The sequence below is a fragment of the Pseudomonas sp. 2FE genome (genome assembly GCF_005503735.1).
In the GTDB taxonomy this organism is placed as follows: domain Bacteria; phylum Pseudomonadota; class Gammaproteobacteria; order Pseudomonadales; family Pseudomonadaceae; genus Aquipseudomonas.
The window spans coordinates 60745-86125 of record NZ_SCMO01000008.1 but is presented as its reverse complement, the minus strand read 5'-3'; the positions used below and the strand labels follow the sequence as shown (position 1 = coordinate 86125).

General features: G+C 60.4%; 28 protein-coding genes and 1 pseudogene. 25 read left to right on the top strand and 4 right to left on the bottom strand.

Annotated elements, in window-relative coordinates; genetic code table 11:
• The first annotated feature begins 57 nt into the window (after positions 1–57).
• From FFS12_RS13720 to FFS12_RS13710, 4 genes and pseudogenes are all read left to right on the top strand, one after another.
• Entirely contained in the window at positions 58–399 is a 342-nt protein-coding gene (locus tag FFS12_RS13720; RefSeq protein WP_137887343.1) for a hypothetical protein, read from the top strand.
• Positions 400–523: 124 nt separating this feature from the next.
• Positions 524–670, top strand: a pseudogene (locus tag FFS12_RS19935) (hypothetical protein); the annotation flags it as partial.
• Positions 671–809: 139 nt separating this feature from the next.
• Positions 810–1109, top strand: coding sequence for a DUF6482 family protein (locus FFS12_RS13715; protein WP_137887341.1), 300 nt, complete (start codon positions 810–812; stop codon positions 1107–1109).
• 188 nt (positions 1110–1297) lie between these two features.
• A complete protein-coding gene (locus tag FFS12_RS13710; protein WP_137887339.1) occupies positions 1298–1915 on the top strand; it encodes an FKBP-type peptidyl-prolyl cis-trans isomerase in 618 nt (205 codons plus the stop codon).
• 75 nt (positions 1916–1990) lie between these two features.
• On the opposite strand, the gene FFS12_RS13705 is transcribed toward FFS12_RS13710, so the two are convergent.
• Both FFS12_RS13705 and FFS12_RS13700 read right to left on the bottom strand, forming a co-directional pair.
• On the bottom strand, positions 1991–2233 hold the full coding sequence (locus tag FFS12_RS13705) for a hypothetical protein (RefSeq protein ID WP_137887337.1): 243 nt from the start codon (positions 2231–2233) through the stop codon (positions 1991–1993).
• Positions 2234–2362: 129 nt separating this feature from the next.
• Positions 2363–3331 (bottom strand): polyprenyl synthetase family protein, encoded by a 969-nt coding sequence (locus FFS12_RS13700; protein ID WP_137887335.1) that lies wholly within the window; start codon positions 3329–3331, stop codon positions 2363–2365.
• A 243-nt stretch (positions 3332–3574) separates the two neighbouring features.
• On the opposite strand from FFS12_RS13700, the gene rplU reads away from it, so the two are divergent.
• From rplU to FFS12_RS13675, 5 genes are all read left to right on the top strand, one after another.
• Positions 3575–3886 carry a 50S ribosomal protein L21 gene (gene rplU / locus FFS12_RS13695; RefSeq protein ID WP_137887333.1) on the top strand — a complete coding sequence of 104 codons (312 nt, stop codon included), beginning with the start codon at positions 3575–3577 and terminating at the stop codon, positions 3884–3886.
• Between the two features lie 38 nt (positions 3887–3924).
• Positions 3925–4182, top strand: coding sequence for a 50S ribosomal protein L27 (gene rpmA, locus FFS12_RS13690; protein ID WP_084615145.1), 258 nt, complete (start codon positions 3925–3927; stop codon positions 4180–4182).
• A 204-nt stretch (positions 4183–4386) separates the two neighbouring features.
• Positions 4387–5610 carry an Obg family GTPase CgtA gene (cgtA, locus tag FFS12_RS13685; RefSeq protein ID WP_137887331.1) on the top strand — a complete coding sequence of 408 codons (1224 nt, stop codon included), beginning with the start codon at positions 4387–4389 and terminating at the stop codon, positions 5608–5610.
• Between the two features lie 98 nt (positions 5611–5708).
• Complete coding sequence (gene proB, locus FFS12_RS13680; RefSeq protein ID WP_137887437.1) at positions 5709–6827, top strand: glutamate 5-kinase; 1119 nt, start codon at positions 5709–5711, stop codon at positions 6825–6827.
• A gap of 34 nt (positions 6828–6861) precedes the next feature.
• On the top strand, positions 6862–7329 hold the full coding sequence (locus tag FFS12_RS13675; protein WP_137887329.1) for a CreA family protein: 468 nt from the start codon (positions 6862–6864) through the stop codon (positions 7327–7329).
• A 177-nt stretch (positions 7330–7506) separates the two neighbouring features.
• On the opposite strand, the gene rpsT is transcribed toward FFS12_RS13675, so the two are convergent.
• The gene (rpsT, locus tag FFS12_RS13670; RefSeq protein ID WP_137887328.1) at positions 7507–7785 is read right to left on the bottom strand and encodes a 30S ribosomal protein S20; all 279 of its coding nucleotides are present in this window, start codon (positions 7783–7785) and stop codon (positions 7507–7509) included.
• A 280-nt stretch (positions 7786–8065) separates the two neighbouring features.
• Here rpsT and murJ point away from each other — a divergent pair, with 280 nt between their 5' ends.
• The 6 genes from murJ (at position 8066) to ispH (ending at position 15464) form a co-directional block, all read left to right on the top strand.
• A complete protein-coding gene (gene murJ / locus FFS12_RS13665) occupies positions 8066–9604 on the top strand; it encodes a murein biosynthesis integral membrane protein MurJ (RefSeq protein WP_137887326.1) in 1539 nt (512 codons plus the stop codon).
• Positions 9605–9731: 127 nt separating this feature from the next.
• Positions 9732–10670, top strand: a complete 939-nt coding sequence (ribF, locus tag FFS12_RS13660) for a bifunctional riboflavin kinase/FAD synthetase (protein ID WP_137887324.1) — start codon at positions 9732–9734, stop codon at positions 10668–10670.
• 10 nt (positions 10671–10680) lie between these two features.
• A complete protein-coding gene (gene ileS, locus FFS12_RS13655) occupies positions 10681–13512 on the top strand; it encodes an isoleucine--tRNA ligase (RefSeq protein WP_137887322.1) in 2832 nt (943 codons plus the stop codon).
• Positions 13505–14014 carry a signal peptidase II gene (gene lspA / locus FFS12_RS13650; RefSeq protein ID WP_137887320.1) on the top strand — a complete coding sequence of 170 codons (510 nt, stop codon included), beginning with the start codon at positions 13505–13507 and terminating at the stop codon, positions 14012–14014. Before ileS ends, lspA begins: the two co-directional genes overlap by 8 nt.
• Positions 14007–14459, top strand: a complete 453-nt coding sequence (locus tag FFS12_RS13645; protein ID WP_137887318.1) for a peptidylprolyl isomerase — start codon at positions 14007–14009, stop codon at positions 14457–14459. Before lspA ends, FFS12_RS13645 begins: the two co-directional genes overlap by 8 nt.
• A gap of 57 nt (positions 14460–14516) precedes the next feature.
• The gene (ispH, locus tag FFS12_RS13640; protein WP_137887317.1) at positions 14517–15464 is read left to right on the top strand and encodes a 4-hydroxy-3-methylbut-2-enyl diphosphate reductase; all 948 of its coding nucleotides are present in this window, start codon (positions 14517–14519) and stop codon (positions 15462–15464) included.
• 105 nt (positions 15465–15569) lie between these two features.
• On the opposite strand, the gene FFS12_RS13635 is transcribed toward ispH, so the two are convergent.
• A complete protein-coding gene (locus FFS12_RS13635) occupies positions 15570–16085 on the bottom strand; it encodes a GspH/FimT family pseudopilin (protein ID WP_137887435.1) in 516 nt (171 codons plus the stop codon).
• 235 nt (positions 16086–16320) lie between these two features.
• On the opposite strand from FFS12_RS13635, the gene FFS12_RS13630 reads away from it, so the two are divergent.
• The 10 genes from FFS12_RS13630 (at position 16321) to FFS12_RS13585 (ending at position 25365) form a co-directional block, all read left to right on the top strand.
• Positions 16321–16668: a type IV pilin protein gene (locus FFS12_RS13630; RefSeq protein ID WP_372239465.1), complete on the top strand. Its 348-nt coding sequence runs from the start codon at positions 16321–16323 to the stop codon at positions 16666–16668.
• A gap of 2 nt (positions 16669–16670) precedes the next feature.
• A complete protein-coding gene (pilV, locus tag FFS12_RS13625; RefSeq protein WP_171011876.1) occupies positions 16671–17228 on the top strand; it encodes a type IV pilus modification protein PilV in 558 nt (185 codons plus the stop codon).
• Positions 17225–18406: a PilW family protein gene (locus FFS12_RS13620; protein WP_256657384.1), complete on the top strand. Its 1182-nt coding sequence runs from the start codon at positions 17225–17227 to the stop codon at positions 18404–18406. The genes pilV (FFS12_RS13625) and FFS12_RS13620 overlap by 4 nt, the downstream gene beginning before the upstream one ends.
• Positions 18403–18900, top strand: coding sequence for a PilX N-terminal domain-containing pilus assembly protein (locus FFS12_RS13615; protein WP_137887315.1), 498 nt, complete (start codon positions 18403–18405; stop codon positions 18898–18900). The genes FFS12_RS13620 and FFS12_RS13615 overlap by 4 nt, the downstream gene beginning before the upstream one ends.
• Before the next feature lie 25 nt (positions 18901–18925).
• Positions 18926–22006: a pilus assembly protein gene (locus FFS12_RS13610; RefSeq protein ID WP_137887314.1), complete on the top strand. Its 3081-nt coding sequence runs from the start codon at positions 18926–18928 to the stop codon at positions 22004–22006.
• Positions 22003–22554: a GspH/FimT family pseudopilin gene (locus FFS12_RS13605; RefSeq protein ID WP_137887313.1), complete on the top strand. Its 552-nt coding sequence runs from the start codon at positions 22003–22005 to the stop codon at positions 22552–22554. The genes FFS12_RS13610 and FFS12_RS13605 overlap by 4 nt, the downstream gene beginning before the upstream one ends.
• Before the next feature lie 337 nt (positions 22555–22891).
• Positions 22892–23356 (top strand): GspH/FimT family pseudopilin, encoded by a 465-nt coding sequence (locus FFS12_RS13600; protein WP_137887312.1) that lies wholly within the window; start codon positions 22892–22894, stop codon positions 23354–23356.
• Positions 23356–23793 (top strand): type IV pilus modification protein PilV, encoded by a 438-nt coding sequence (gene pilV / locus FFS12_RS13595; protein ID WP_137887311.1) that lies wholly within the window; start codon positions 23356–23358, stop codon positions 23791–23793. Before FFS12_RS13600 ends, pilV (FFS12_RS13595) begins: the two co-directional genes overlap by 1 nt.
• Before the next feature lie 10 nt (positions 23794–23803).
• Positions 23804–24835 (top strand): PilW family protein, encoded by a 1032-nt coding sequence (locus FFS12_RS13590; RefSeq protein ID WP_137887310.1) that lies wholly within the window; start codon positions 23804–23806, stop codon positions 24833–24835.
• 17 nt (positions 24836–24852) lie between these two features.
• Positions 24853–25365 carry a PilX N-terminal domain-containing pilus assembly protein gene (locus FFS12_RS13585; protein ID WP_256657383.1) on the top strand — a complete coding sequence of 171 codons (513 nt, stop codon included), beginning with the start codon at positions 24853–24855 and terminating at the stop codon, positions 25363–25365.
• Positions 25366–25381: the final 16 nt, after the last annotated feature.

The following is a 25381-nucleotide window of genomic DNA, read 5'->3' as shown; positions in this document are numbered from 1 at the left end:
CCCTGAACCGCCTGGCGGGGTGTAGTCTGAAGGCCAGACCTCGGGAGGGCCGCCGATATGCCGCGCAGCCTCTGCCTTACCCGCCAATGCCTGGGACTGACCACACGCATCGAGTGTGTGATTCGCCCTCTGGCTGGCGAAAATGGACTCTGGACTCTCCTTTGCGCCGCCGGGATGGCCGGCGCTCAGCCCTCTGCGATTAAGGCGCAAGGCCCGTTCCACGGGCCTTTGGTGGCAGAATCGGTACTCTCTGCAATCGCCGATAACCTCGCAGTGCTGGGCTATGTCGAAGTCTGCGACCCCTCTATCTGGTGCTTGCATATGCAGGCCGAATTGCGCCGGTTGAATGCTGAGCGCGGCCGTCATTTGGGCGACTATCAGTTCCGCCCGGAGACCTGAACGCCAGCATTGCTCGGTTTTTGAGCAATCCTCGCCAGCCCGCGCGCCAGGGCCTGTGGCGCGCTCTATCCTGAGCCCTTCCACAAGGTTATCCACAGCGGCCGTGGATAACCGGGAAAGGCATTCATTGATCCATTTGCTGCGGGTGTTTGTGGACGCGCAGAGAATCGAGAATGACAAGATCATGTGGTCCGTGATTCTGCACATGACCTTCGTGATCTCCGCCTTCGCTATGGGCTATCTGGATAAGCTGACCAAGCACGACCACTGAGCTTCACCGTCGCCCCTGCAAGCCGCCCGGCCGTGGTAAAACGGACGGGCGGTTGCGTTGTCGCCTTGTGCTTCTTGGCCCTTCTGCAAAGACTTTAGTTGTATAGCTTTTGCACAAGTTGAGCGCGCGAGGTGCTGTCATGAATCTGCACGACCTTTCTACCCATGCCCGCGCTGGGCATGTCGACGAGTTGAACCTGATCTCCATCGAGGGGGGCAACTACTACCTGCTGGAAGCGCGGGTGGGCGGTCGGCCCTTCACGCTGAAAGATGGCCAGGGCCACATCCTGCACCTACGCTCGGTGGAGCATGCCCGCGAGTTGCTGCACCCATTGCCGCAGCTACCAGCGTTCCATCTGGTGCAGGCTGAGGTGCATGACGAAATGTGCGGTATGCCCGAAGGTCCCCAGAAAACTCCGGGGCCGACCCCATCTCGCTGAACTCCATCTGGGCGTCGTGCTGGCCGGGCCTGGACAGGGGCCGCGGTCGGAGTCTCGCGAGGAAAAGCACTGGCCGCTAGCGGGCTCGGCTCTGAGCCCGGCTGCGCCAGCGGCCGTCGCAGTGGTGGGGCGGCAGGGGCATCTATGCTAGGCTGGCCGACCTTTTTTTGCCTCAGCGGAGCCGTGCCATGTCCGAACTCAACCTCTCTACTGACGAAACCCGCGTCAGCTACGGCATCGGCCGTCAGCTGGGTGACCAATTGCGCGACAATCCGCCGCCGGGCGTGAGCCTGGACGCCATTCTGGCAGGCCTGACTGACGCTTTCAGCGGTAAGGCGAGCCGGGTCAGCCAGGATGAAATGTCCGCCAGCTTCAAGGTGATCCGCGAAATTATGCAAGCCGAGGCACAAGCTAAGGCTGAAGCCGCGGCTGGCGCAGGCCTGACCTTCCTGGCTGAAAATGCCAAGCGTGCCGGTATCACTCAACTGGCTTCCGGCCTGCAGTACGAAGTGCTGAGCGCTGGCGAAGGCGCCAAGCCGTCCCGCGAAGACAGCGTGCGTACTCACTACCACGGCACCCTGATCGACGGCACGGTATTCGACAGCTCCTATGAGCGTGGCCAGCCGGCGGAGTTTCCGGTGGGTGGCGTGATTGCTGGTTGGACCGAGGCGCTGCAACTGATGGGCGCTGGCAGCAAGTGGCGCTTGTACGTACCGAGCGAGCTGGCCTACGGTGGCCAAGCCGTCGGCAGCATCCCGCCGCACAGCGTGCTGGTGTTTGACGTCGAGCTGCTGGAAATCCTCTAAGGCTTCAGCGCCGCTCTAGCAAAAAGGCCGAGAGTGCTCACGCATTCTCGGCCTTTTTGCCTTCTGGGCTGTGGCTCAGTGCGCCTCGCCAGCCGGGCGCAAGGCGCGGGCATAGCAGAACAGGAACAGATTGCGCACCAGCTCCTTGAGCACCAGTGGCTCGCTGGAGTTCAGGCCGGTCAGATCCAGATCGCCCTGTTCGCGCAGCTCATCGAGCGCTTCCTCTTCCAGCACGGCGCAGACTTCGCCGGTGTCGCGATGGAGGATGCGCAGGTAGGGATGCGGGCGGTCCAGCCAAGCGTCGATCAAATAGGTCATGGCTCATCTCCTTCTCTTGAGTAGATGAGAGTAATTCCTATTCAATTAATAGCAAGCCGTAATTGGCCCTTTCTGTCGGGAAATAAAAAAGCCCGTCGGCGGGACGGGCTTTGCGGAGCGCGCGAACTCTCAGTGAGTGCGGGCCACAGCGAACTGGCTCAACTCGACCAGGGCATCGCGATATTCGCTGGCAGGCAGGGCGTCCAGGCAGGCGATGGCGCGTGCGGCATAATCACGGGCTTGCTGGGCGGTATAGTCCAGGGCGCCAGCGGCTTCGACGGCGGCACGGATGCTTTCCAGATCCTCGAGGCCGCCTTGCTGAATGGCTTTGCGCACCAGGGCGGCTTGCTCTGCGCTGCCTTCGCGCATGGTGTAGATCAGCGGTAGCGTCGGTTTGCCTTCGGCCAAATCGTCGCCGACGTTTTTGCCCAGGGTGTCGGCATCGCCACGATAGTCGAGCAGGTCGTCGACCAACTGGAAAGCCACGCCGAGGTGGTCGCCAAAGGTGCGTAGCGCTTCGGTCTGCTCGGCAGACGCGCCGACCAAGGCTGCGGCGCTGTGGGTGGAAGCCTCGAAGAGCATCGCGGTCTTGCCGCGGATGACTTCCATATAGGTCTCTTCGCTGGTGCTGGCGTCGCGAATCTTCGACAGTTGCAGCACTTCGCCCTCGGCAATCACGCGGGTGGCCCGGGACAGGATCTGCATCACCGGCAGGGAGCCGAGCTCGACCAGCATTTCGAAGGAGCGTGAATAGAGGAAGTCACCGACCAGTACGCTCGGTGCGTTGCCCCACAGTGCATTGGCCGTCGAGCGACCACGGCGCATGCCGGACATGTCGACGACGTCGTCATGCAGCAGGGTCGCGGTATGCAGGAATTCGATGGTGGCGGCCAGCAGTTGCAGATCGTCGCCGTGGCGGCCCAGGGCTTTGCCGCAGAGCAACACCAGCAGCGGGCGCAGGCGTTTGCCCCCGGCGGAGATGATGTAGTCACCGATTTTTTCCACCAGCGGAACGCGGGAAACCAGTTGTCGCCGGATAATGCCATCGACGGCGGTAAAATCGTCCGCTACCACGCGGTAGAAGGCCTGTGGTTGCATCGGTGACAAGTGCTCCTCTAAGGTTGCGCGGCATGCTAGGGGGCGGGGTGGGGACTGTCAAGGCAAGCGCTGGCGGTGCTTGCGCAGCGTGCGCGGCTTGCGTACAATCGCGGCCCCTGAACTTCCCTGGGCAGCACCTGCCTTACGCAATTGCAAGGGCGTCCTTCCGGCCCCGAGCAGCCATGCCAGCCGACGACTATTCCTATAAAGCGCTGGGTGAGCAGGATTTAACGGAGCAAAATTATGTACGCAGTAATAGTTACCGGTGGCAAGCAATATAAGGTCACCGAAGGCGAATTCCTCAAGATCGAAAAGCTCGAAGTCGCCACTGGCGAGGCCGTGACTTTTGATCGTGTTCTGCTGGTCGGCAATGGTGACGACGTTCAAATCGGCGCTCCGGTTGTTGAAGGCGCTAAAGTTGTGGCCGAAGTGATTGCACAAGGCCGTCACGATAAAGTGACCATCATCAAGTTCCGCCGTCGTAAGCACCACATGAAGCGTCAGGGCCACCGTCAGTGGTTCACTGAGATCAAAATCACCGGCATTCAGGCCTGATTCGTTTCGGCCTAATACCTTATTTGGAGTATTGACTCATGGCACACAAAAAAGCTGGCGGTTCTACCCGTAACGGTCGCGACTCAGAATCTAAACGCCTTGGCGTGAAGATGTACGGCGGCCAGGCTATCAAAGCAGGCAACATCATCGTGCGTCAGCGCGGCACCCAGTTCCACGCCGGTTATGGCGTTGGCATGGGTAAAGATCACACCCTGTTCGCGAAAGTGGAAGGCGTGATCAAGTTCGAAGTTAAAGGCGCCTTCGGTCGTCGTTACGTGAGCGTCGTCGCGGCCTAATCGCGATGCTGCTGGGAAAGCCCTGTCTCGCGACGGGGCTTTTTTGTTTCTGTATCCTTGAGGCTTTTGCAAAATTGTATGGGTGCTGCTCTTCCTCCTGACGTTACCTGTGGGGGTGCTTAAGCGGGGCTGTTTGGCTAGATTTTGCAAAAGTCTTATGTTCCTTGTGTTATCTAGCCCGCTATTGCGGCGGGAGGCGTGCCGATGAAATTCGTCGATGAAGTATCGATTTTTGTAAAAGCGGGTGATGGTGGTAACGGTTGCATGAGCTTCCGTCGTGAGAAGTTCATCGAAAATGGTGGGCCGAACGGTGGCGACGGCGGTGACGGCGGCTCCATCTATATGGTGGCCGACGGCAACCTTAACACCCTGGTCGACTATCGCTACACGCGGCGTTTTGATGCCGAGCGTGGCTCTAACGGTGGTAGTGCCGATTGCACTGGGCGCAAGGGCGAGGAAACGATCCTGCGCGTTCCAGTCGGTACGACGGTGATCGATGCCGGTACCCAGGAAATCATCGGCGACCTGACCAAAGATGGTCAGCGGCTGCTGGTGGCGCATGGCGGCTGGCACGGTCTGGGTAATACTCGGTTCAAGTCCAGCACTAACCGCGCTCCGCGGCAGACCACGCTCGGTAAGCCGGGCGAGTCGCGCGATCTCAAGCTGGAATTGAAGGTGCTGGCGGATGTTGGTTTGCTCGGCTTGCCGAATGCCGGCAAGAGCACCTTTATTCGCTCGGTGTCCGCGGCCAAGCCGAAAGTGGCGGATTATCCGTTCACCACGCTGGTGCCGAACCTGGGTGTGGTCAGCGTCGATCGCTACAAAAGCTTCGTGGTCGCGGATATTCCCGGTCTGATCGAGGGTGCTTCCGATGGTGCGGGTCTGGGGATTCGCTTCCTCAAGCACCTGGCGCGCACACGTCTGTTGCTGCATCTGGTCGACATGGCGCCGCTGGATCTGACTGATCCGGCTGATGCGGCCGAGACCATTGTCAATGAGCTGACCAAGTTCAGTCCGTCGCTGGCCGAGCGTGATCGTTGGCTGGTGCTGAACAAGTCCGACCAGATCCTAGAAGAAGAGCAGGAGGCGCGAGTCCAGGAAATTACCGAGCGTCTGGACTGGACCGGTCCGGTGTATGTGATTTCCGCCATCGGTCGCGAGGGTACTGAGAAGCTCTGTCATGACATCATGCGCTACCTCGAGGAGCGTACCTTGCGCCTTGCGGAAGAGCCGCAATACGCTGAAGAGCTGGCGGAGTTGGATCAGCGCATTGAAGATGAGGCGCGCGCGCAGTTGCAGGCGCTGGATGATCAGCGTGCGCTGCGTCGGGCCGGGGTGAAGAGTGTCGAAGATCTCAGTGATGATGACTTCGACGACGACGAAGAAGATGACGATGATGGTCCGGAAATTATCTACGTCCGGGATTGAGTGAAACCACAACGCCGCTGAATAGCGGCGTTGTGCTGACTAATCGCAAGGGCGGCGCCGGATTGGTCGCGTCGCTCTCTGACTAAGGTTGGACGATGATGCGGGACAAGGTGACTGGCGCGCGGCGCTGGGTGGTGAAAATCGGCAGTGCGTTGCTGACGGCTGATGGGCGCGGGCTGGATCGGGCGGCCATGGCGGTATGGGTGGAGCAGATGGTCGCGCTGCGCGAGGCGGGTGTCGAGTTGGTGCTGGTGTCCTCCGGGGCAGTGGCGGCAGGCATGAGCCGGCTGGGCTGGAGTTCGCGTCCGAGTGCCATTCATGAGTTGCAGGCGGCGGCAGCGGTGGGGCAGATGGGTCTGGTGCAGGCCTGGGAGTCCAGTTTTGCCCAGCATGGTCGGCATACGGCGCAGATTCTACTGACCCATGACGATCTGTCCGATCGCAAGCGTTACCTGAATGCCCGCAGCACCTTGCGCACCCTGGTCGAGCTCGGTGCTATTCCGGTGATCAACGAGAACGACACTGTGGTCACCGACGAGATCCGCTTCGGTGACAACGATACCCTGGCCGCGCTGGTGGCCAACCTGGTGGAGGCTGACCTGTTGGTTATCCTCACCGATCGCGATGGCATGTTCGATGCCGATCCGCGGCACAATCCCGATGCGCAATTGATCCACGAAGCCCGTGCCGATGACCCGGCACTGGATGCGGTGGCGGGTGGCACCGGTGGCGCGCTGGGGCGTGGCGGCATGCAAACCAAGCTGCGTGCTGCACGGTTGGCGGCGCGTTCCGGGGCGCACACGATTATCGTCGGTGGCGGCATCGAGCGCGTCCTGGCTCGGCTCAAGGCGGGCGAGCGTCTCGGTACGCTGCTGACGCCGGAGCGCGGCTTGCTGGCGGCTCGCAAGCAGTGGCTGGCCGGGCATCTGCAGACGCGCGGCACCCTGGTGTTGGATGCGGGGGCGGTAAAGGCCTTGCTGCAGGGGCATAAGAGCCTGCTGCCGGTTGGGGTGAAAGCCGTGCAGGGCGGTTTCCGTCGTGGCGAAATGGTGGTGTGTGTTGGTCCGGACGGGCGTGAAGTGGCGCGCGGCTTGGCGAACTACAGCGCGGCCGAGGCGCAAAAAATCGTCGGTCAGTCGTCGGATGCTATCGAAAAGCTGCTGGGCTACGTCGATGAGCCGGAGCTGGTGCATCGCGACAATTTGATTCTGGTTTGAGTGGGGCTGCCTGTAGGCGGCGAGGGGTTTGCTGGTGCGAATAGCTAATGGACTGCTGGGCGTGTTGCTGGCGCTGCCGCTGTTGTCGTTCGGGGTACGCGCGGAGGAGATTGGCCAGGTCTCCACGGTGTTTAAGTGGGTGGGGCCGAACGACAAGATCGTCGTCGAGGCTTTTGACGATCCCAAAGTGGAAGGTGTGACCTGTTATCTGTCGCGCGCCAAGACCGGTGGCGTCAAAGGTGGCTTGGGTCTGGCGGAGGATCGGGCTGAGGCTTCGATTGCTTGTCGCCAGGTCGGGCCGATTCGCTTCGTCTCGGAGTTGAAAGAGGGTGAGGTGGTGTTCAAGGAGCGCACCTCGCTGGTGTTCAAGACCATGCAGGTGGTGCGGTTCTTCGATCGTAAGCGCAACACCTTGGTCTATCTGGTCTACAGCGACCGAGTGATCGAGGGTAGCCCGCAGAATGCGGTGACGGCGATCCCGATCCTGTCGTGGGCGCAATAAACCCGTAGGGCATACTCGCGAAGCAGTACGCCAGCGGTCTCAAGCTGTTCGCGCGTTCGTCATTCTGCGGCGGGCTGTTCGCTTCGCTCCGAGACCGCCCTACATGGGGGTTGTGCCCAGCTTTATCGTAGGCAATAAAAAACCGACCATCAGGTCGGTTTTTTTAGCGCGTCACACTTAGGCTGCGGCAGCTTCGCTGAGAGCTTTGATGTGGCCGTTCAGGCGGCCTTTGTGACGTGCTGCTTTGTTCTTGTGGATGATGCCTTTGTCGGCCATACGGTCGATTACTGGCACAGCCAAAGTGTAGGCAGTCTGGGCAAGTTCGAGGTCTTTGGCGTCGATAGCCTTGACCACGTTCTTGATGTAGGTACGAACCATGGAGCGCAGGCTGGCGTTATGGCTACGACGCTTCTCAGCCTGTTTAGCGCGTTTTTTGGCAGAAGGTGTATTGGCCACCGTCGAGCTCCTCGAAAACTTTGGGGAATGACTTAACAAATAAGGCCGCGAATCATGCCGATGTGTTCTGCCCTTGTCAAGTGTGGTTCGGCTGTCTGACGGAGGGCGGGCGACGGGCGAGGTTGGGATGAGGGCGTGATTTATTTATGTCTGGGTTCTACACTCGCCGGCTTTGGCTTGGTGTTGATGGCTGGCTTAAGTATTGACGCAAGGCCAGAGCGGCCCACGCGGCTGAGCCTGAGTGTCGTTGCACCTAATCGAGCGGTAGAAATCTAGCCCTATGAATTTACTCAAGTCGCTGGCCGCGGTCAGCTCTATGACGATGCTTTCCCGTGTGCTGGGTTTTGTCCGGGATACCATAGTGGCGCGGATTTTTGGCGCTGGCGTGGCCACGGACGCTTTTTTTGTCGCCTTCAAGCTGCCCAATCTGCTGCGGCGGATTTTTGCTGAGGGCGCATTCTCGCAGGCGTTCGTACCGATTCTGGCGGAATACAAAAGCCAGCAGGGCGAGGAGGCGACCCGTACCTTCATCGCGTATGTGTCGGGCTTGCTCACCCTGGTGTTGGCGCTAGTCACCGTGCTGGGGATGCTGGCGGCGCCCTGGGTGATCTGGGTGACTGCGCCCGGCTTTACCACTACTCCTGAAAAGTTCGAGCTGACCTCGGCGCTGCTGCGCGTGACCTTCCCTTATATATTGCTGATCTCACTCGCCTCGCTGGCGGGCGCGATACTCAATACCTGGAACCGTTTTTCGGTGCCGGCCTTTGTGCCGACTTTGCTCAACGTCAGCATGATTGTCTTCGCTTTGTTCCTTACGCCCTATTTCAATCCGCCGGTGATGGCGCTGGGCTGGGCGGTGCTGGTCGGCGGGTTTTTGCAACTGGTTTACCAACTGCCGCATCTGAAGAAGATCGGCATGCTGGTGCTGCCGCGCCTTAATCTGCGGGATCGCGGCGTCTGGCGGGTGTTAAAGCAGATGGGGCCGGCCATTCTGGGGGTGTCGGTGAGTCAGATCTCGCTGATCATCAACACCATCTTTGCCTCGTTTCTGGCGGCGGGGTCGGTCTCCTGGATGTATTACGCCGATCGCCTGATGGAGCTGCCCGCGGGGGTTTTGGGGGTGGCGCTGGGGACGATTTTGTTGCCGGCGCTGTCGAGAACCTATGCGGGTAACGACACGCAAGAGTATTCGCGCCTGCTGGACTGGGGGCTGCGGCTCTGTTTATTGCTGGCGCTGCCTTGTGCCTTGGCGCTGGCGATCCTCTCGGAGCCGCTGACGGTCTCACTCTTTCAGTACGGCAAATTCACCGCCCTCGATGCGCAAATGACTCAGCGCGCGTTGATCGCCTACTCGGTAGGTTTGTTGGGGATCATTCTGGTCAAGGTGCTGGCTCCGGGGTTTTACGCCCGGCAAAACATCCGCACCCCGGTCAAGATTGCGCTGTTTACCCTGGTCGTCACCCAGTTGATGAATCTGGCCTTTGTCTTTCCGCTGCGTCACGCCGGGCTGGCCCTGGCCATCGGTCTGGGCGCCTGTATCAATGCCGGTCTGCTGTATTGGCAGTTGCGCAAGCAGCAGCTGTTCGAGCCGCAACCTGGCTGGGGTGTGTTTTTAGCTAAGTTGATTGCCGCCGTGCTGGTCATGTCGGCGGTGTTGCTGGGCATCATGCACTTTATGCCGGCCTGGGAGCTGGGTGACATGCTGGCGCGGTTCATCCGCTTGGGAATTCTCGTCGCTGCCGGAGGCGTCGCCTATTTCGGCATGCTGGCGTTACTGGGGTTCCGCTTGAAAGACTTTGCCAGAAGGGCGGCGTTGTGATTCAAGGCGGTTGCCTGCTCCCGTCTTTTGCACCCCCTGGGCGTCCGTCGCTCCTGCTAGGGCTGTCGCCTGTTGTCTGGCGCCGGGTGTGCGTATAATCGACCACTTTGTGAGCAAGAAGCGTCCTATGCAGCTGGTTCGAGGCCTCCACAACTTGCGGCCCCAGCATCGGGGCTGTGTTGCCACCATCGGCAATTTTGATGGCGTGCACCGCGGCCATCAGGCCATCCTGGCGCGTCTGCGCGAGCGCGCGGTCGAGTTGGGCGTGCCCAGCTGTGTGGTGATTTTTGAGCCGCAGCCCCGTGAGTACTTTACCCCGGACCTGGCGCCGGCGCGTTTGGCGCGCCTGCGTGACAAGTTGGCGCTGTTCGCTACTGAAGGGGTCGACCGGGTGCTGTGCCTGTCGTTCAACCCTCGCCTGCGCGAGTTGAGTGCCACCGAGTTCGTCCACGCCGTGTTGGTGGAAGGGCTTGGCGTGCAGCATCTGGAGGTCGGTGACGATTTCCGCTTTGGTTGTGATCGTGCGGGTGATTTTGAATTTCTGCTGCAGGCCGGTGCGGCCGAGGGTTTCAGCGTGGAAGCGGCGGCGACCGTCGAGGTCGATGGGCAGCGTGTCAGCAGTACGCGGGTGCGCGAGGCGCTGGCAGCGGCGGATTTTCCGCTGGCGGAACGCTTGCTGGGACGGCCCTTTCAGATCGTCGGGCGGGTGTTGCATGGGCAAAAGCTCGGCCGCCAGTTGGGTACGCCAACGGCGAACGTGCAACTCAAGCGCCGTCGGGTGCCGCTGACCGGGGTTTATCTGGTCAGCACCGAGCTGGATGGTCAGCGCTGTCCGGGTGTCGCGAATATCGGCGTGCGGCCCACGGTGGAGGGTGACGGTCGTGCCCATCTGGAAGTGCATTTATTAGATTTTTCCGGCGATATTTATGGCCGGCGTTTGACGGTGGCATTCCACCATAAGCTGCGTGATGAGCAGCGTTTCGCCTCCCTGGAGGCGCTGAAGTCGGCGATAGACGCGGATGTCGCCGCCGCCCGTGCCCATTGGCAGGGCCAACCGCTTAAGTGAAGAGCCTGAGATGACCGACTACAAAGCCACGCTAAACCTCCCGGACACCGCCTTCCCGATGAAGGCCGGTCTGCCGCAGCGCGAGCCGCAAATCCTGCAGGGCTGGGACAGCATTGGCCTGTACCAGAAGCTGCGGGAGATTGGTAAGGAGCGTCCGAAGTTCGTGCTGCACGATGGTCCGCCTTACGCCAATGGCAATATTCACATCGGTCATGCGGTCAACAAGATTCTCAAGGACATCATCACCCGTTCGAAAACCCTGTCGGGCTTCGATGCGCCGTACGTGCCGGGTTGGGATTGCCACGGCTTGCCGATCGAACACAAGGTCGAAGTGACCCACGGCAAGCACCTGTCCGCGGACAAGACCCGCGAACTCTGCCGTGCCTACGCGAGCGAGCAGATCGAGGGGCAGAAAGCCGACTTCATCCGCCTGGGCGTGTTGGGCGACTGGAGCAACCCTTACAAGACCATGGATTTCGTCAACGAGGCCGGTGAGATCCGTGCCCTGGCAGAAATGGTCAAGGGCGGTTTCGTCTTCAAGGGTTTGAAGCCGGTGAACTGGTGTTTCGACTGTGGCTCGGCGTTGGCTGAAGCAGAGGTCGAGTACGCCGACAAGAAATCCGCGACCATCGATGTGGCCTTCCCGTGCGCCGACGACGCCAAGCTGGCCGCCGCTTTTGGCCTGGCCGCGCTGCCCAAGCCGGCGTCCATCGTGATCTGGACCACCACGCCCTGGACCATCCCGGCCAACCAGGCGCTGAACCTGCACCCAGAGTTCAACTATGCCTTGGTGGATGTGGGCGACAAGCTGCTACTGCTGGCGGAGGAGCTGGTCGAATCCTGCCTGCAGCGTTACCAGCTGGAAGGTTCGGTGCTCGCCACCGCGAAAGGCGAAGCGCTGGAACTGATCAACTTCAGTCACCCCTTCTACGAGCGCCTGTCGCCGGTTTACCTGGCGGAATACGTCGAGTTGGGCGCAGGCACTGGCGTGGTCCATTCCTCGCCGGCCTACGGCGAGGACGACTTCCACACCTGCAAGCGCTACGGCATGGTCAACGACGACATCCTCAACCCGGTGCAAAGCAACGGTGTGTATGCCGAGTCGCTGCCGTTCTTCGGTGGCCAGTTCATCTGGAAGGCCAACCCGAACATCGTCGACAAACTCGCCGAAGTGGGCAGCCTGCTGCACACCGAAACCATCAGCCACAGCTATATGCACTGCTGGCGCCACAAGACTCCGCTGATCTACCGCGCCACGGCGCAGTGGTTCGTCGGCATGGACAAGCAACCGACCGCAGGTGCCACCCTGCGGGAGCGGGCGCTGACCGGCATCGAGCAAACCGATTTCATTCCGGCCTGGGGCCAGGCGCGCCTGCACGGCATGATCGCCGGCCGGCCGGACTGGTGTATTTCGCGCCAACGCAACTGGGGCGTGCCGATCCCGTTCTTCCTGCACAAGGAAAGCGGCGATCTGCATCCGGATACCGTCGAGCTGATGGAGAAGGTCGCCCAGCGCGTGGAGCGGGAGGGCATCGAGGCCTGGTTCAAGCTGGATGCGGCCGAACTGCTCGGTGCCGAGGCCGCCCACTACGACAAGATCAGCGACACCCTGGACGTCTGGTTCGATTCCGGTACCACCCATTGGCACGTGCTGCGCGGCTCGCACGCGCTGGGTCACGAGAGCGGGCCGCGTGCGGACCTGTACCTGGAAGGTTCGGACCAGCACCGTGGCTGGTTCCATTCGTCCTTGCTCACCGGCTGTGCCATCGACGGCCATGCGCCTTACCGCGAGCTGCTCACCCACGGGTTCACCGTCGATGAGAACGGTCGCAAGATGTCCAAGTCGATGGGCAACGTGATCGCGCCGCAGCAAGTGACTGACACCTTGGGTGCAGACATCTTGCGTCTGTGGGTTTCCGCCACCGACTATTCCGGTGAGATGGCGGTCTCGCAGCAGATCCTGCAGCGCAGCGCCGATGCCTACCGGCGTATCCGTAACACCGCGCGCTTCCTGCTCTCCAACCTGAGCGGCTTCGATCCGGCCAAGCACCTGCTGCCGGCCGACGACATGCTGGCGCTGGATCGCTGGGCGGTGGATCGCGCCCTGCTGCTGCAGCGCGAGTTGGAAGAGGCCTACGGCGAGTACCGCTTCTGGAACGTTTACCAGAAGGTGCACAACTTCTGCGTACAGGAGCTGGGCGGCTTCTACCTCGACATCATCAAGGACCGCCAGTACACCACCGCGGCGGATAGCACCGCGAGGCGCTCCTGCCAGACGGCGCTGTTCCATATCGCCGAGGCACTGGTGCGCTGGATCGCGCCGATCTTGTCCTTTACCGCCGATGAGCTGTGGCAGTACCTGCCGGGCGCGCGTAATGAGTCGGTGATGCTGAATACCTGGTACCAGGGCTTGAGCGAGTTGCCGGAAGGCATCGCGCTGGATCGGGCATTCTGGGAGCGGGTCATGGCCGTGAAAGTGGCGGTGAACAAGGAGCTGGAGAACCTCCGCGCGGCTAAAGCCATAGGCGGCAACCTGCAGGCCGAAGTCACGCTGTATGCCGAAGAGGCGTTGGTCGCCGACCTGGCCAAACTCAGCAACGAACTGCGCTTCGTGCTGATCACCTCGACGGCCAGTGTTGCGCCGCTGCCGAGTGCACCGGTTGACGCGGTGGAGACCGAGGTTTCCGGCCTCAAGCTCAAGGTGGTGAAATCCAGCCACGCCAAGTGCGGCCGCTGCTGGCATCACCGTGAGGATGTCGGGGTCAACCCGGAGCATCCGGAAATCTGCGGTCGCTGCGTAGACAACATCGGCGGTGCCGGTGAGGTGCGTCACTATGCCTGAGGCTAGGCGTTTCGGACGCTTGGCCTGGCTGTGGCTGAGCGTGCTGGTGTTCGTGCTGGATCAGGCGAGTAAGTTCTATTTCGAGGGCGCCTTGACCCTGCACCAGCAAATCGTGGTGATCCCGGATTACTTCAGCTGGACGCTGGCATACAACACCGGCGCGGCGTTCAGTTTCCTGGCCGATAGCTCGGGCTGGCAGCGCTGGCTGTTTGCGCTAATCGCCCTAGGTGTAAGTGCGGTTCTGGTGGTCTGGCTCAAGCGCCTGAAGGTCGAAGAAACCTGGCTGGCCATCGCCCTGGCATTGGTGTTGGGCGGCGCGCTGGGCAATCTGTATGACCGCGTAATGCTCGGTCATGTGGTCGACTTCATCCTGGTGCATTGGCAGAACCGCTGGTACTTCCCGGCGTTCAACATCGCCGATAGCGCAATTACGGTCGGCGCCATCCTGCTGGCCTTGGACATGTTCAAAACCAAGAAATCCGGAGAACCCGCCCATGACTGAGTCACTTGTCACTGAGCAGCGAATAGGTCCGGACAAGGAAGTTACCCTGCACTTCGCCCTGAATCTCGACTCGGGCGAAGTCGTGGACAGTACCTTTGATAAGCAACCTGCCACCTTCAAGGTCGGCGATGGCAACCTGCTGCCGGGTTTCGAGGCCGCCTTGTTCGGTCTCAAAGCGGGCGACAAACGCACCCTGCAGGTCGAGCCGGAGCGCGGCTTTGGCCAGCTCAACCCGCAGAATGTGCAGGTGATGCCGCGCACGCAGTTTCAGGATATGGAACTGTCCGAAGGCTTGCTGGTGATCTTCAATGACGCCGCGAATACCGAGCTGCCGGGCGTGGTCAAAGCGTTCGATGATGCCCGGGTGACCATCGACTTCAATCACCCGCTGGCCGGCAAGACCCTGAGTTTTCAGGTTGAGATCATCTCGGTCAAACCGGTCTAACTTTCCTTCTCCCTCCGGGAGAAGGTGGCCCGCAGGGGCGGATGAGGGAAACACCCTATGCAAATCAAACTCGCCAACCCCCGTGGCTTCTGCGCCGGCGTCGACCGCGCGATCGAAATCGTCAACCGCGCCCTGGAAGTCTTCGGCCCACCCATCTACGTGCGCCATGAAGTGGTGCACAACAAGTTCGTGGTCGAGGATCTGCGCGCCCGTGGCGCCGTGTTCGTCGAAGAACTGGATCAGGTGCCGGACAACGTCATCGTCATCTTCAGCGCCCATGGCGTGTCCCAGGCGGTGCGCCAGGAAGCCGAGCAGCGCGGCCTCAAAGTCTTCGACGCCACCTGCCCGCTGGTGACCAAGGTGCATATCGAGGTGGCGCGCTACAGCCGCGACGGCCGCGAGTGCATCCTCATCGGCCACGCCGGCCATCCGGAAGTGGAAGGCACCATGGGCCAGTACGATGCCAGCAACGGCGGCGCCATCTATCTGGTGGAAGACGAGGCGGATGTCGAGCGCTTACAGGTGCGCAACCCTGAGACCTTGGCCTTCGTCACCCAGACCACCTTGTCGATGGATGACACCAGCCGCGTCATCGACGCCCTGCGTGCCAAGTTCCCCAGCATCGGCGGCCCACGCAAGGACGACATCTGCTACGCCACGCAGAACCGTCAGGATGCGGTCAAGCAACTGGCCAGCGAATGCGATGTGGTGCTGGTGGTGGGCAGCCCGAACAGCTCCAACTCGAATCGCTTGCGTGAGCTTTCCGAGCGTTTAGGTACGCCGGCTTATTTGATCGATGGGGCGGAAGACCTCCGCCAGCAATGGTTCGCCGGCAAGCAATGCATCGGTATCACCGCCGGTGCCTCGGCACCGGAGGTGCTAGTGCAAGGCGTGATCGAGCAGTTGCGCCAATGGGGCGCGGAGGTTTTGCTCGAACTGCACGGGCGGGCGGAAAACGTCACCTTCTCTATGCCGAAGGAATTGCGCGTAACCCGCATAGAGTGATTCATGCATTTCTGTAGGGTGGGTTAGCCGCGTAGCGGCGTAACCTGCAAGCGGCGCTCGGGCTATTGGCGAACTAAGTTCTTCTGCGCTCTCATCACGCCCGCATCAGCAGCCGCCAGGTTGGCCTCTTGAACTACGCAAGCGGCCTGTCGCACTCAGCACTAGGCGCTTGATCGCTTGTTGTTCGTCGGCATGGCATAGCGTCAGCGTGCCGGCCTGGAAAGCGCCGCTTTGCATTTTTGCGCTGCCGGTTGGGGTGTAGCGGATGTAGTGCCGCACCGGCGTATTGCCATGGATGACGACGCCGGCTGGCGGAGCGGCGGCCACCAGCAGCAACGGCTCGGCATCATCCAGTTGGCCATTGCTGTTCGGGTCGGCAAACACCCGCCAGCCGTTCTCCCATTGGCCGTCAATAGCGGCTATCAACACTGGGCAGCGCCGTTTGATCGACTCCCCGCGAGCATAGGCGAAGACTGCCAAGAGGCTATGGTTGGCAGTTTGCAGTTGCTGGCCATGGATCAGCCGGGTTAGGGCTGGAACGCCCAAGCCGAGCAGAATGGCGATGATGGCGAGCGCGACCAGCGCTTCGATCAAGGTGAAGCCGCGAGTAAGAATAGGCATGGCATCCTTGCCGCATCGAGTTGAGCGAAATCCCGGCGTCCTGCCGGCTGTGCGCCTTTCGTCTCCCGTCTTGCTCCAATTGTCGTCTGTTAAGCGCTCTTGGATGGAGAAGGCCTATAAGCTCTAGACACTAAAAGAAGATTGCGCAAGTGCGGGGCTTACCCTCGCTGCGACGGAACGGGACGGTGATGTGGTGAAGCAAATTAAACAACGCGGTTTTACCCTGATTGAACTGATGATCACGGTCGCGATCATTGGCATCTTGGCAGCGATTGCCTACCCCAGTTATCAGCAATACGTCATTCGCGGCAACCGCGCCGCCGCCCAGGCGCAGATGATGGACATCGCCAACCGTCAGCAGCAGTTCCTGCTCGCCAATCGCGCCTATGCGACCTCAGCAGGGCAGCTCAGCTACTCGCTGCCTAGTGACTTGAGCAGCACATACGGCTTTACCATCGCAGCCGACAACAGCGCCACACCGCCTACCTTCACCATCACCTTCGACCCCACGGGGTCGCAGGACAGCGATGGCAATCTGACCCTCGACAATGCGGGTAACAAGACCCCACCCGCGAAGTGGTAGCCATGCAGCCCATATATTTCGTACGTATTCAGCGTGGCCTGACGCTGATCGAAGTGCTCGTCACCATCCTTATCCTCTCCATTGGGCTGCTGGGCATGGCCGGGCTGCAGTCGCGTCTGCAAATGTCCGAGGTGGAGGCCTACCAGCGTGCCCAGGCGCTGCTGCTGTTGAATGACATGGCCAACCGCATCGCCACCAACCGCAATGCTGCCGCGAGCTACCTCACCACGACTGGCCCGCTCGGCGCGGGCATGACCTGCCCAACCGGTACTTCGACCCAACAGCGTGATGCCGGCGAATGGTGCAATGCCCTGCAGGGGGCGGGAGAAGTCTCCGGCTCGAGCAAGCTCGGTGCCATGCTGGGCGGCCGCGGCTGTGTCGAGTCCCTCGGCGGCGGCCAATACCTGATTACCGTTGCTTGGCAGGGTTTGACGCCCCTGTCAGCCCCGCCTACCGGTGTCAGCTGTGGAGCAGGCAGCTACGGCCCGGCTGGTACGGCCTGCGCTAATGACGTCTGCCGCCGGGCTGTCACCACTATCGTGCGGGTTGCCGCGCTATGACTGACCTCAACTCTATGCCACGGACCAGCAACAAGCCCGTACGTGGGGCGCAATCCGGTTTCAGCCTGATCGAATTGATGGTCTCCGTCACCATCAGCCTGCTGATTATGGCGGCGATACTGACGCTCTATCTCGACATCAGCCGCAACAACAACGAAATGGCCAAGACCAATGCCCAGATCGAAAATGGCCGCTTTGCCATTCAGTTGATGGCGAACGATCTGGCGCATGGCGGATTTTGGGATGGCTATATTCCAGAGTTCGATGACCTGACCTTGACGACGGCTCCCGCCGATGTGCCTAACGCCGTTCCCGCCCCCTGTCAGGCCTACACTAGCTGGACTGCTGTAGACAAAGCCAACCTCCTGGGCATTCCCGTCCAGGCTTACGATGCCGCGCCATCGGGGTGCACCTCGGTGGTGACCAACAAGAAGGCCAACACCGATGTGCTGCTGGTGCGCCATGCCGAAAACTGCGTGGCTAATGGGGACAATTGCGAGGCCAGTGCTTCGGGGAAACTTTATTTTCAAGTTTCGCTCTGCGCGGACGATTCGGCGCCTTATGTGCTCGGCAAAAACGGATTTACCCTCCATCAAAGAGCAACCCCGGCGGGGTTAACAAGTTGTGCCGACCCCGCGTCGCCCAATTTCTCGGACATTCGCAAATTTATCTCCAACATGTATTACATCCGCGATTACTCCGTCACGGCAGGGGATGGCATTCCCACTCTAATGCGTTCGCAGTTCGATCTTAAGGATGGCGAACTTAAGCATCAAACTGCAGAGCCTTTGATCGAAGGCGTCGAAGGTTTTAGGGTGGAACTCGGCATAGATAGCCTTAGCGATTCGGGTGCGGCGGTAAATTACACCCAAGCCGTAAACTGGGCGGATGCCAACAACAAAACCTCGCCCACCAACCGGGGGGACGGCGCTCCCGACGGCGTCTTTGTGCGCTGCACCACGGCGGCGCCCTGTACTGCCGTCCAACTGACCAATACGGTGGCGGTCAAGCTCTATGTGTTGGTGCGGAGCCTGGAAACCACGCCAGGCTATACCGACAGCAAGGCCTACCGTCTAGGCAGCATCACGCTGGGCCCCTTCAACGACGGCTACAAACGTCACGTTTTCTCCACCACTGTGCGCCTGACGAATATCTCCGGCAGAAGGGAGACGCCATGAGCCTGCCCGCATCGCCGCATGTCCAGCGCGGCGCCACTCTGGTCGTCGGTCTGATCATGCTGTTGTTAATAACGCTGATCGTTTCCAGCGCTTTTACGCTCAGCGGCACCAATCTCAAGTCGGTGGGCAATATGCAGCTTCGCGACGAAGCGATAGCGGCAGCGAACATAGCCATTGAAGAGGTGACGAGTTCGCCCTTTACCAATGCCCCTGCTGCTGAAGAAGTCAACGTGGACATTAACAACGACAACACCACGGATTATGTCGTTTCGATAGCTACGCCGGTGTGCATTCGCGAATCAGAGGTTCCTGCCGTCCTCGAGGGCAATGAGAGCGGGGTGCGCGCCGGAGTTCTAACGCCGCCCTCAGAATGGAATACCGTGTGGAGCCTTGATGCCACCGTAACCGACCCCGCCAGTGGCGCAGCCGCTCACATACGCTCGGGTGTGCGGGTATTGCTCACGCAAACCGAAAAAGACAGCGTTTGCCCTTGATCCGGCACTGTCATTGGAGCCCTCTATGAATAAAAACTTCTTCAAAGGTTTGCTGGCAACAGTCCTTCTGATGGTTCACCTGCCTAGCATGGCAGAGGATACCGATCTGTTTGTCGGCACCCCGCCCAGTGCGGCCGATGTGCCGAATGTGCTGATCATTCTGGATAACACGTCGAACTGGAGTACCGCCTTCACGGCTGAGATGCAGGCGGTGTCGGCGGTACTGAACGGCATGCCTGCTGACAAATTTCGTGTTGGTTTTATGATGTTTAACAAGACCTTCGAGAGCGGCAACGACGGTGCCTATGTTCGCGCGGCAATACGGCTAATGGATAATGTAAACAAGACAAAATATGCCGCATTGATAAATAGCCTCGATAGCAATAGGGACCAGGGAAGTGGGGGTAAGGCAGGCAAAAGCATGGAAGAAGCCTACCTGTATTTTAATCATGGAGTGCCTTACGCCGGGAATAATAAAGACTATTCGGACTACATGGGGAACGTATATAACCCACCCCCCGCAGCCACGGGCGCTGCCTTGGCTGCGTCGCGGGCGGTATGGGCATTGCCGGGTAACGCCCTGCTTTCGAAAAACGGCTCGCCCTACACGAACCCGATCCTTAGCGGTTGTGCGAAGAACTTTATAATTTATATCAGTAATGGCCCTGCCCAAGACAGTGACGGGACCAACAAGCAGGCTAGTGCGGCGCTGAAGGCTGCTGGTGGAAGTATAGCCACCATCCCAATTTCCCCAGTGGGTTCGCAAACAAGTATGGTGGACGAATGGGCGCGTTTCATGAAGAAGAGCCCCCTGGGGATAACTACCTATACGGTGGAAGTTGCCACTGGCGGCGGGCAGGCGGGGGGGTGGACGGCCCTGATGAAGAGTGCGGCCGGCGTGAGCGACGGCAAATATTTTAATGTGACTGCAAATCCCAGCAGTGCAAACATTAGCGCAGCGCTTAATGCAATCCTTTCCGAAATTCAGTCGGTCAACAGTGTATTTGCCTCGGTCAGCTTGCCGGTGAGCGTCAACACCCAGGGCACCTACCTGAATCAGGTGTATATCGGCATGTTCCGCCCGGATCAGAAGTCATCTCCACGTTGGGCGGGCAATCTGAAGCAGTACAAGCTGGGCCGGACCAATGGTGTACTCAAGTTGCAGGATGCCGGCAGTGCAGCTGCCATCAACAACTCGACCGGCTTTATCACCGAGTGCGCGCGCAGCTTCTGGACGCCGACGACGCTAGACAGCTATTGGGCTTTCAAGCCGCAAGGGGCCTGTCTGCTAGTCGCCGGCTCGGATGAATCCAACTATCCCGACGGCAATATCGTGGAAAAGGGTGCCCAGGCCTATAAGTTGCGCAGTACCACCACGCGCACGGTCAACACCTGTTCGCCCACCTTTGCCTCCTGCACGGCCTTGACCCCATTTACCACGAGCAATACCGCGATTACCCCCGAGTTGCTCGGTCTCGATGCTGCGAATGCAACGGAGCGGGATGCGCTGATCGACTGGGCGCGTGGGCAGGATCTGAATAATGAGAATCTCAATGCGTTCACCAGCACTGAAATGCGCCCCTCATCGCACGGCGATGTGGTGCATTCCCGCCCGGTGGCCATCAACTTCGGCACCGATGCTTCGCCGCAGGTGGTGGTGTTTTACGGTGGTAATGACGGCGCCTTTCGGGCCATCAATGGCAACCGCAGCGCAAGCATAGGCACGGGCACGGACACGGTCACGGCTGGCAGCGAACTCTGGTCGTTTATCCCGCCGGAGTTCTACGCCAACCTCAAGCGTATCCGTGACAACACCACGACTATCAGCTTCCCCGGCCATACCACGGGGTCGCCCACGCCGTTGCCCAAACCATATGGCATCGACGGGCCGGTTGCGGCTTACAAGGACGCCAGCAAGGCCTGGGTTTACGCCGCCATGCGCCGCGGTGGCCGGGCGCTGTATGCCTTCGATGTGACCACCCCAGCCAGCCCTTTGCTGATGTGGAAGATCGGCTGCCCCGATGCGGGCGACGATACCGGCTGCACCACAGGCTTAGCCGGCATTGGCCAGACCTGGTCAACGCCTCAAACGCTGAAATCCTCGGGCTATGGAGCCGGCAGCGCGCCCATGCTGATCATGGGCGGCGGTTACGACACCTGTGAGGATGCCGACCCGAACACCTGCACGGCTTCGCCCAAGGGCAACAAGATTTATCTGCTGGATGCCGATACCGGCGCCTTGCTTAAGGCGTTCGACACCGACCGCAGTGTGGTGGCCGATCTGACAGTTGTCTCTGATAGCTCGGGACTGGCCCAGTATGCCTATGCCGCGGACCTGGGGGGCAATGTCTATCGCATTTCTGGGGCTAACGCGAACACGCCTATCGCAGCGACTGAGCCTGCAAACTGGACCATCACCAAGATCGCAGCGCTTGGCTGCGATACCCCTGCATCCTGTACCGCCAACCGGAAATTCATGTTCGCCCCCGAAGTGGTGTATTCCGGTGGTAGTTATTTCTTGCAGATCGGATCTGGCGACCGTGAAAAGCCGTTGAGCAGTTACACCTCGGCCGCCGGGGTGGCCAACTATTTCTTCAATCTGAAGGACAGTCCAACAGATGCGAGTTGGTTGACCTCGGAGAACGGCAATTGCTCTGCCAATGTGATCTGCAGAAGCTCGCTGTTCGGCATCACCACCAGTGCCACGCCAACTCAAGCCGACCTGAATACGAAGCCAAAAGGCTGGTACCTCGCTCTGGCTTCGAGCGAGCAGGTGGTGACCTCGGCTGTCACTGTCTTCGGTACAGTGACTTTTGTTACCCACCAGCCTACCGCGCCCGCGGCCGGAAGTTGCACCAGCCTCGGGACGGCTCGCCAATACCAGATTGCATACACCAATGCGGCGAGCAAAAACGGGACCGCCGACCGTTATGTACAACTTGCGGGAGGCGGCCTGCCGCCGTCCCCCGTGGCAGCTACGGTGCAGCTGGATGACGGGTCTGTAGTTACCGCCGTGAGTTGCGGACTAGATTTCTGCGAAGGTGGAGACTCTAGTGTGTCTCCGATACAACCCAAGGCCAGGGTCTACTGGGATATCGAGCAATGACCTGGAGCACACATATACAGCTCGCCCGGCAGTTGTCCCGCCGGGCGGCGGTTCGATCAGGCGATCAGCGTGGTTTCACTCTGGTCGAGTTAATGGTCGCGGTCGTGGTGATGGCGATCCTGCTGGGGATCGCCATACCCTCGTTTACCGATGTCACCCTGAGCAGCAAATTGCGTTCTCAGGCCAATGATCTGGTGGCCGGGGCCACGCTGGCGCGTAGTGAAGCGATCAAGCGCAATCAGCCGGTAACCTTCTGTGCCTCCGCCGACGGGGCCAGCTGTGCCACCTCGGGTGGCTGGCAGCAGGGGTGGATTGTGCAGAGTTCTGACGGCACGGTGATCCTGGTGCATCCGGCAGTAGCAAGTGGCTTCCTGATAACTGGAAGCGTGCACAGCATTACCTTCCAGCCGACGGGGGTTGGCGCTACATCGACCGCACTGACGGTGTGCCGCGCAACGCCGAGCGTGGGCAGTCAGGAGCGGGTGGTCAATATCAGCCTTACCGGGCGCACTTCGGTCACCAAGACGACCACCGCAAGCTGTTCGTGACTAGACGTTTCGCGCATCGCCATAGCTTCGGCTCAAGTCGGGGCGCGAAACTTTCCCTTATTGGTTTCGCCAGTTAAATAGCTGGCTCCCTCCCTCTTGGGCCTCTGCCTGAGCCCTTGTCTCCTTATTAGTGGGGCGATCATCGCGTTTTTATTGCGCTCGAAGTCCCAATTCGCGTCACATAAAATTTAAAACGTACGTTCGCCTCAGTTACTATGCGTGGCGCGATAAAGGCTGCTGGTCGGTTTTTTTGACCATTTGTCCATGGATGGGCGTTAGCAGGGAGGGAGTTCCGTGGTTCTGGTTCGCGGTCTAGAGTCGTCTATGGAGTGGATGTATGTCGCAGAAAGGCTTCACGCTGATCGAGCTGATGGTCACGCTCGTCGTGCTCGCGGTGTTGATTGGCTTGGCGGCGCCGAATCTTTCCCAGTTGCTGCGTGATAACCGGGCAACGGCTGAGCTGAACACCTTTGCCGGCATGCTCAACTATGCGCGCCGCGAAGCGGTACAGGGCGCGCAGACCGTCAAGCTTGAGGGGCCGCTGGCGGCCGATGGCAGCTGGCAGGTGCTCAGGGCTAGAGACAGCCTGGAGTTGCGCCGCTTTGCCCCCTTATCCTCCTTCGTGGTCGATCCTGCCGGCCTGCAAAGCATTCTGTTCGATGCCCAGGGTCGTCTGGTGAGTGCGGCCAAGATCACTTTTGACCTGGCAGTAAAGGATTCCTCCATCGCCTGTGCCACCTTCAATCGCTCGGTAGCCATTGAACTGTCCGGCGCGATTTCTCTCAAGAAGGCGGGCTGCTGATGAACGGAAAATTCCAGCAGGGCTTTTCCTTGGTGGAGGTCATGGTCTCGGTGCTGCTCTTCTCCCTCGGGCTGCTTGGCATGGCCGCCATGCAGCTGACAGCGCTGAAGGCCAATCAGACGGCCTCCGTTCGTTCCCATGCGACTTTCTTGGCTTATGAAATGGCTGACCGCATGCGAGCGGCGCGGGGGGATGCGCAGGCGGGGTTTTATAACCTCGGCATCGCTGCTGCATTGCCCTGTAATCCTTCGGCAGAAACCTGTCTGCCTTTTCAGCGTGACCTGGCCGAATGGCGCAACAACCTAGCCAGGCAATTGCCTGACGGCAGCGGTGGCGTTGTTCAGAACGGCAATCTGTTCACCATCATCGTCCAATGGAACGAAGCGCGGGTGGGGGGCAGTGCCGCCCAGCAGTTCTCTTTCGTGACGCAGATTTGACGGGGTGCCTATGCGTAAGCAACAGGGCTTGAGTTTGGTCGAGTTGATGGTGGCGATGGCGATCGGCCTGGTGATCAGCCTGGCCGTCATGCAGGTTTTCATCAGCAACAAGAACACCTTTGTGATGCAGGGGGCGGCCAGCCACCTGCAGGAAAACGGCCGTTTCGCCCTGCAGTACCTGGCGGCGGAACTCCGTCCAGCCGGCGTTGGGCTGGGGGCGCGGCTGGACGAGGAGAGCATTTGCGTGGTCGCCACCGGTGGTGCAGCGGCCGAGTGGGGGGCGATGAACCGGCCGATCTGGGGGCAGCGGATCGCTGCGAACGGTGCTCTGGGCGCGGTGGGCACCGATCAGCTATCGATGTTCGCGAATGACGGCTGCGAGTCGTTCCTCACGGCAGGCGAGCTGCTCAAGCCTGGCGCTAACGCGAATATCAAGGTCACCGCCTATTGCCCGAGCATGCAGCAGAACCGTGCCGTGATGGTGCTGGATATGGAGAAGGCGGTGATTATCCGCGTCAGCAACAGGCCGAACTCCTCCGGCTCCGGCCAAGTGACGCTGACCCATGCCGCGGGGAATAACAACAAGGATGCGAAATGTGGCGGCTTCAAGTTTTCCGATATCGCCTTTACCAGCCCGGCGCGCGTGCTGGGCTTCAGCCACAAGACCTTCTACGTGGCCGATACCGATAGAACCGCGGTGACGGGTCAGCCTGTACGCGCCCTGTTTGTGCGGGATGTCGCGCAAATTCCGGCGCAAAGCACGGAGATCGTCGAGGGGGTGGAGTCCATGCGGACCCGCTATGGCGTTGCGGCGGCGGGAAGTGTCGGGGTGCAGACCTATTTGAGCGCCACCGAGGTCGAGGCGGCCAATCGCTGGGGCGATGTACGCACGGTGAAGATCGATCTGCTGCTGGTGACTGCTGAGCGAGCACCCGGCGCACAGGATCAGACGATCCAGTTTGATGGCGCTGCGGTGGCGGCGGATGGTCGCTTGCGCCAGGTGTTCAGCACCGTGGTGGCCCTGCGTAACCGGATCGATTAACGAGGCGAAGGATGAGCATGCAAAAGCAAAGAGGGGCGGTGCTGCTGGTCTGCCTCATCATGCTCCTGGTATTGACGGTGCTGGGCGTGACGTCGATGTCGGGGAGCACCCTGCAGGAGCGTATGGCGGGCGGGGCGCGGGACTATAACGTGGCGTTCCAGGCTGCCGAGGCCTCGCTGCGGGTTGGTGAGGCGTATGTACGCCAGCAGGTCGAGGCCAGCGCGGACCCGACCCTGCTGTTCCCGGCCCGTACCGATTGCCCGGCCCTCACCGCGGCGCAGTGGTCGGCCCCGGCCGAGCTGCACAGCGAGCCGCAGCAGCCAAATTGTCGGGTGAGCAATTTCTACGGCAGCTCGGGCGGGGCAACCGCCTTTGTGTGCGAAACCGATGGCTCGATTGCCGAGAACCGGGCGTTCGACTGCCTGAGCCGAACCTACCTGTTCAACGTCGAGGCTACCGGTTACGGCAGCGGCGATGTCGAGGTTCATCTGCGTTCCACCGTTGCCATTGCCATTCGTAGCCAGAACTGATCAGAGGGAACCTGAG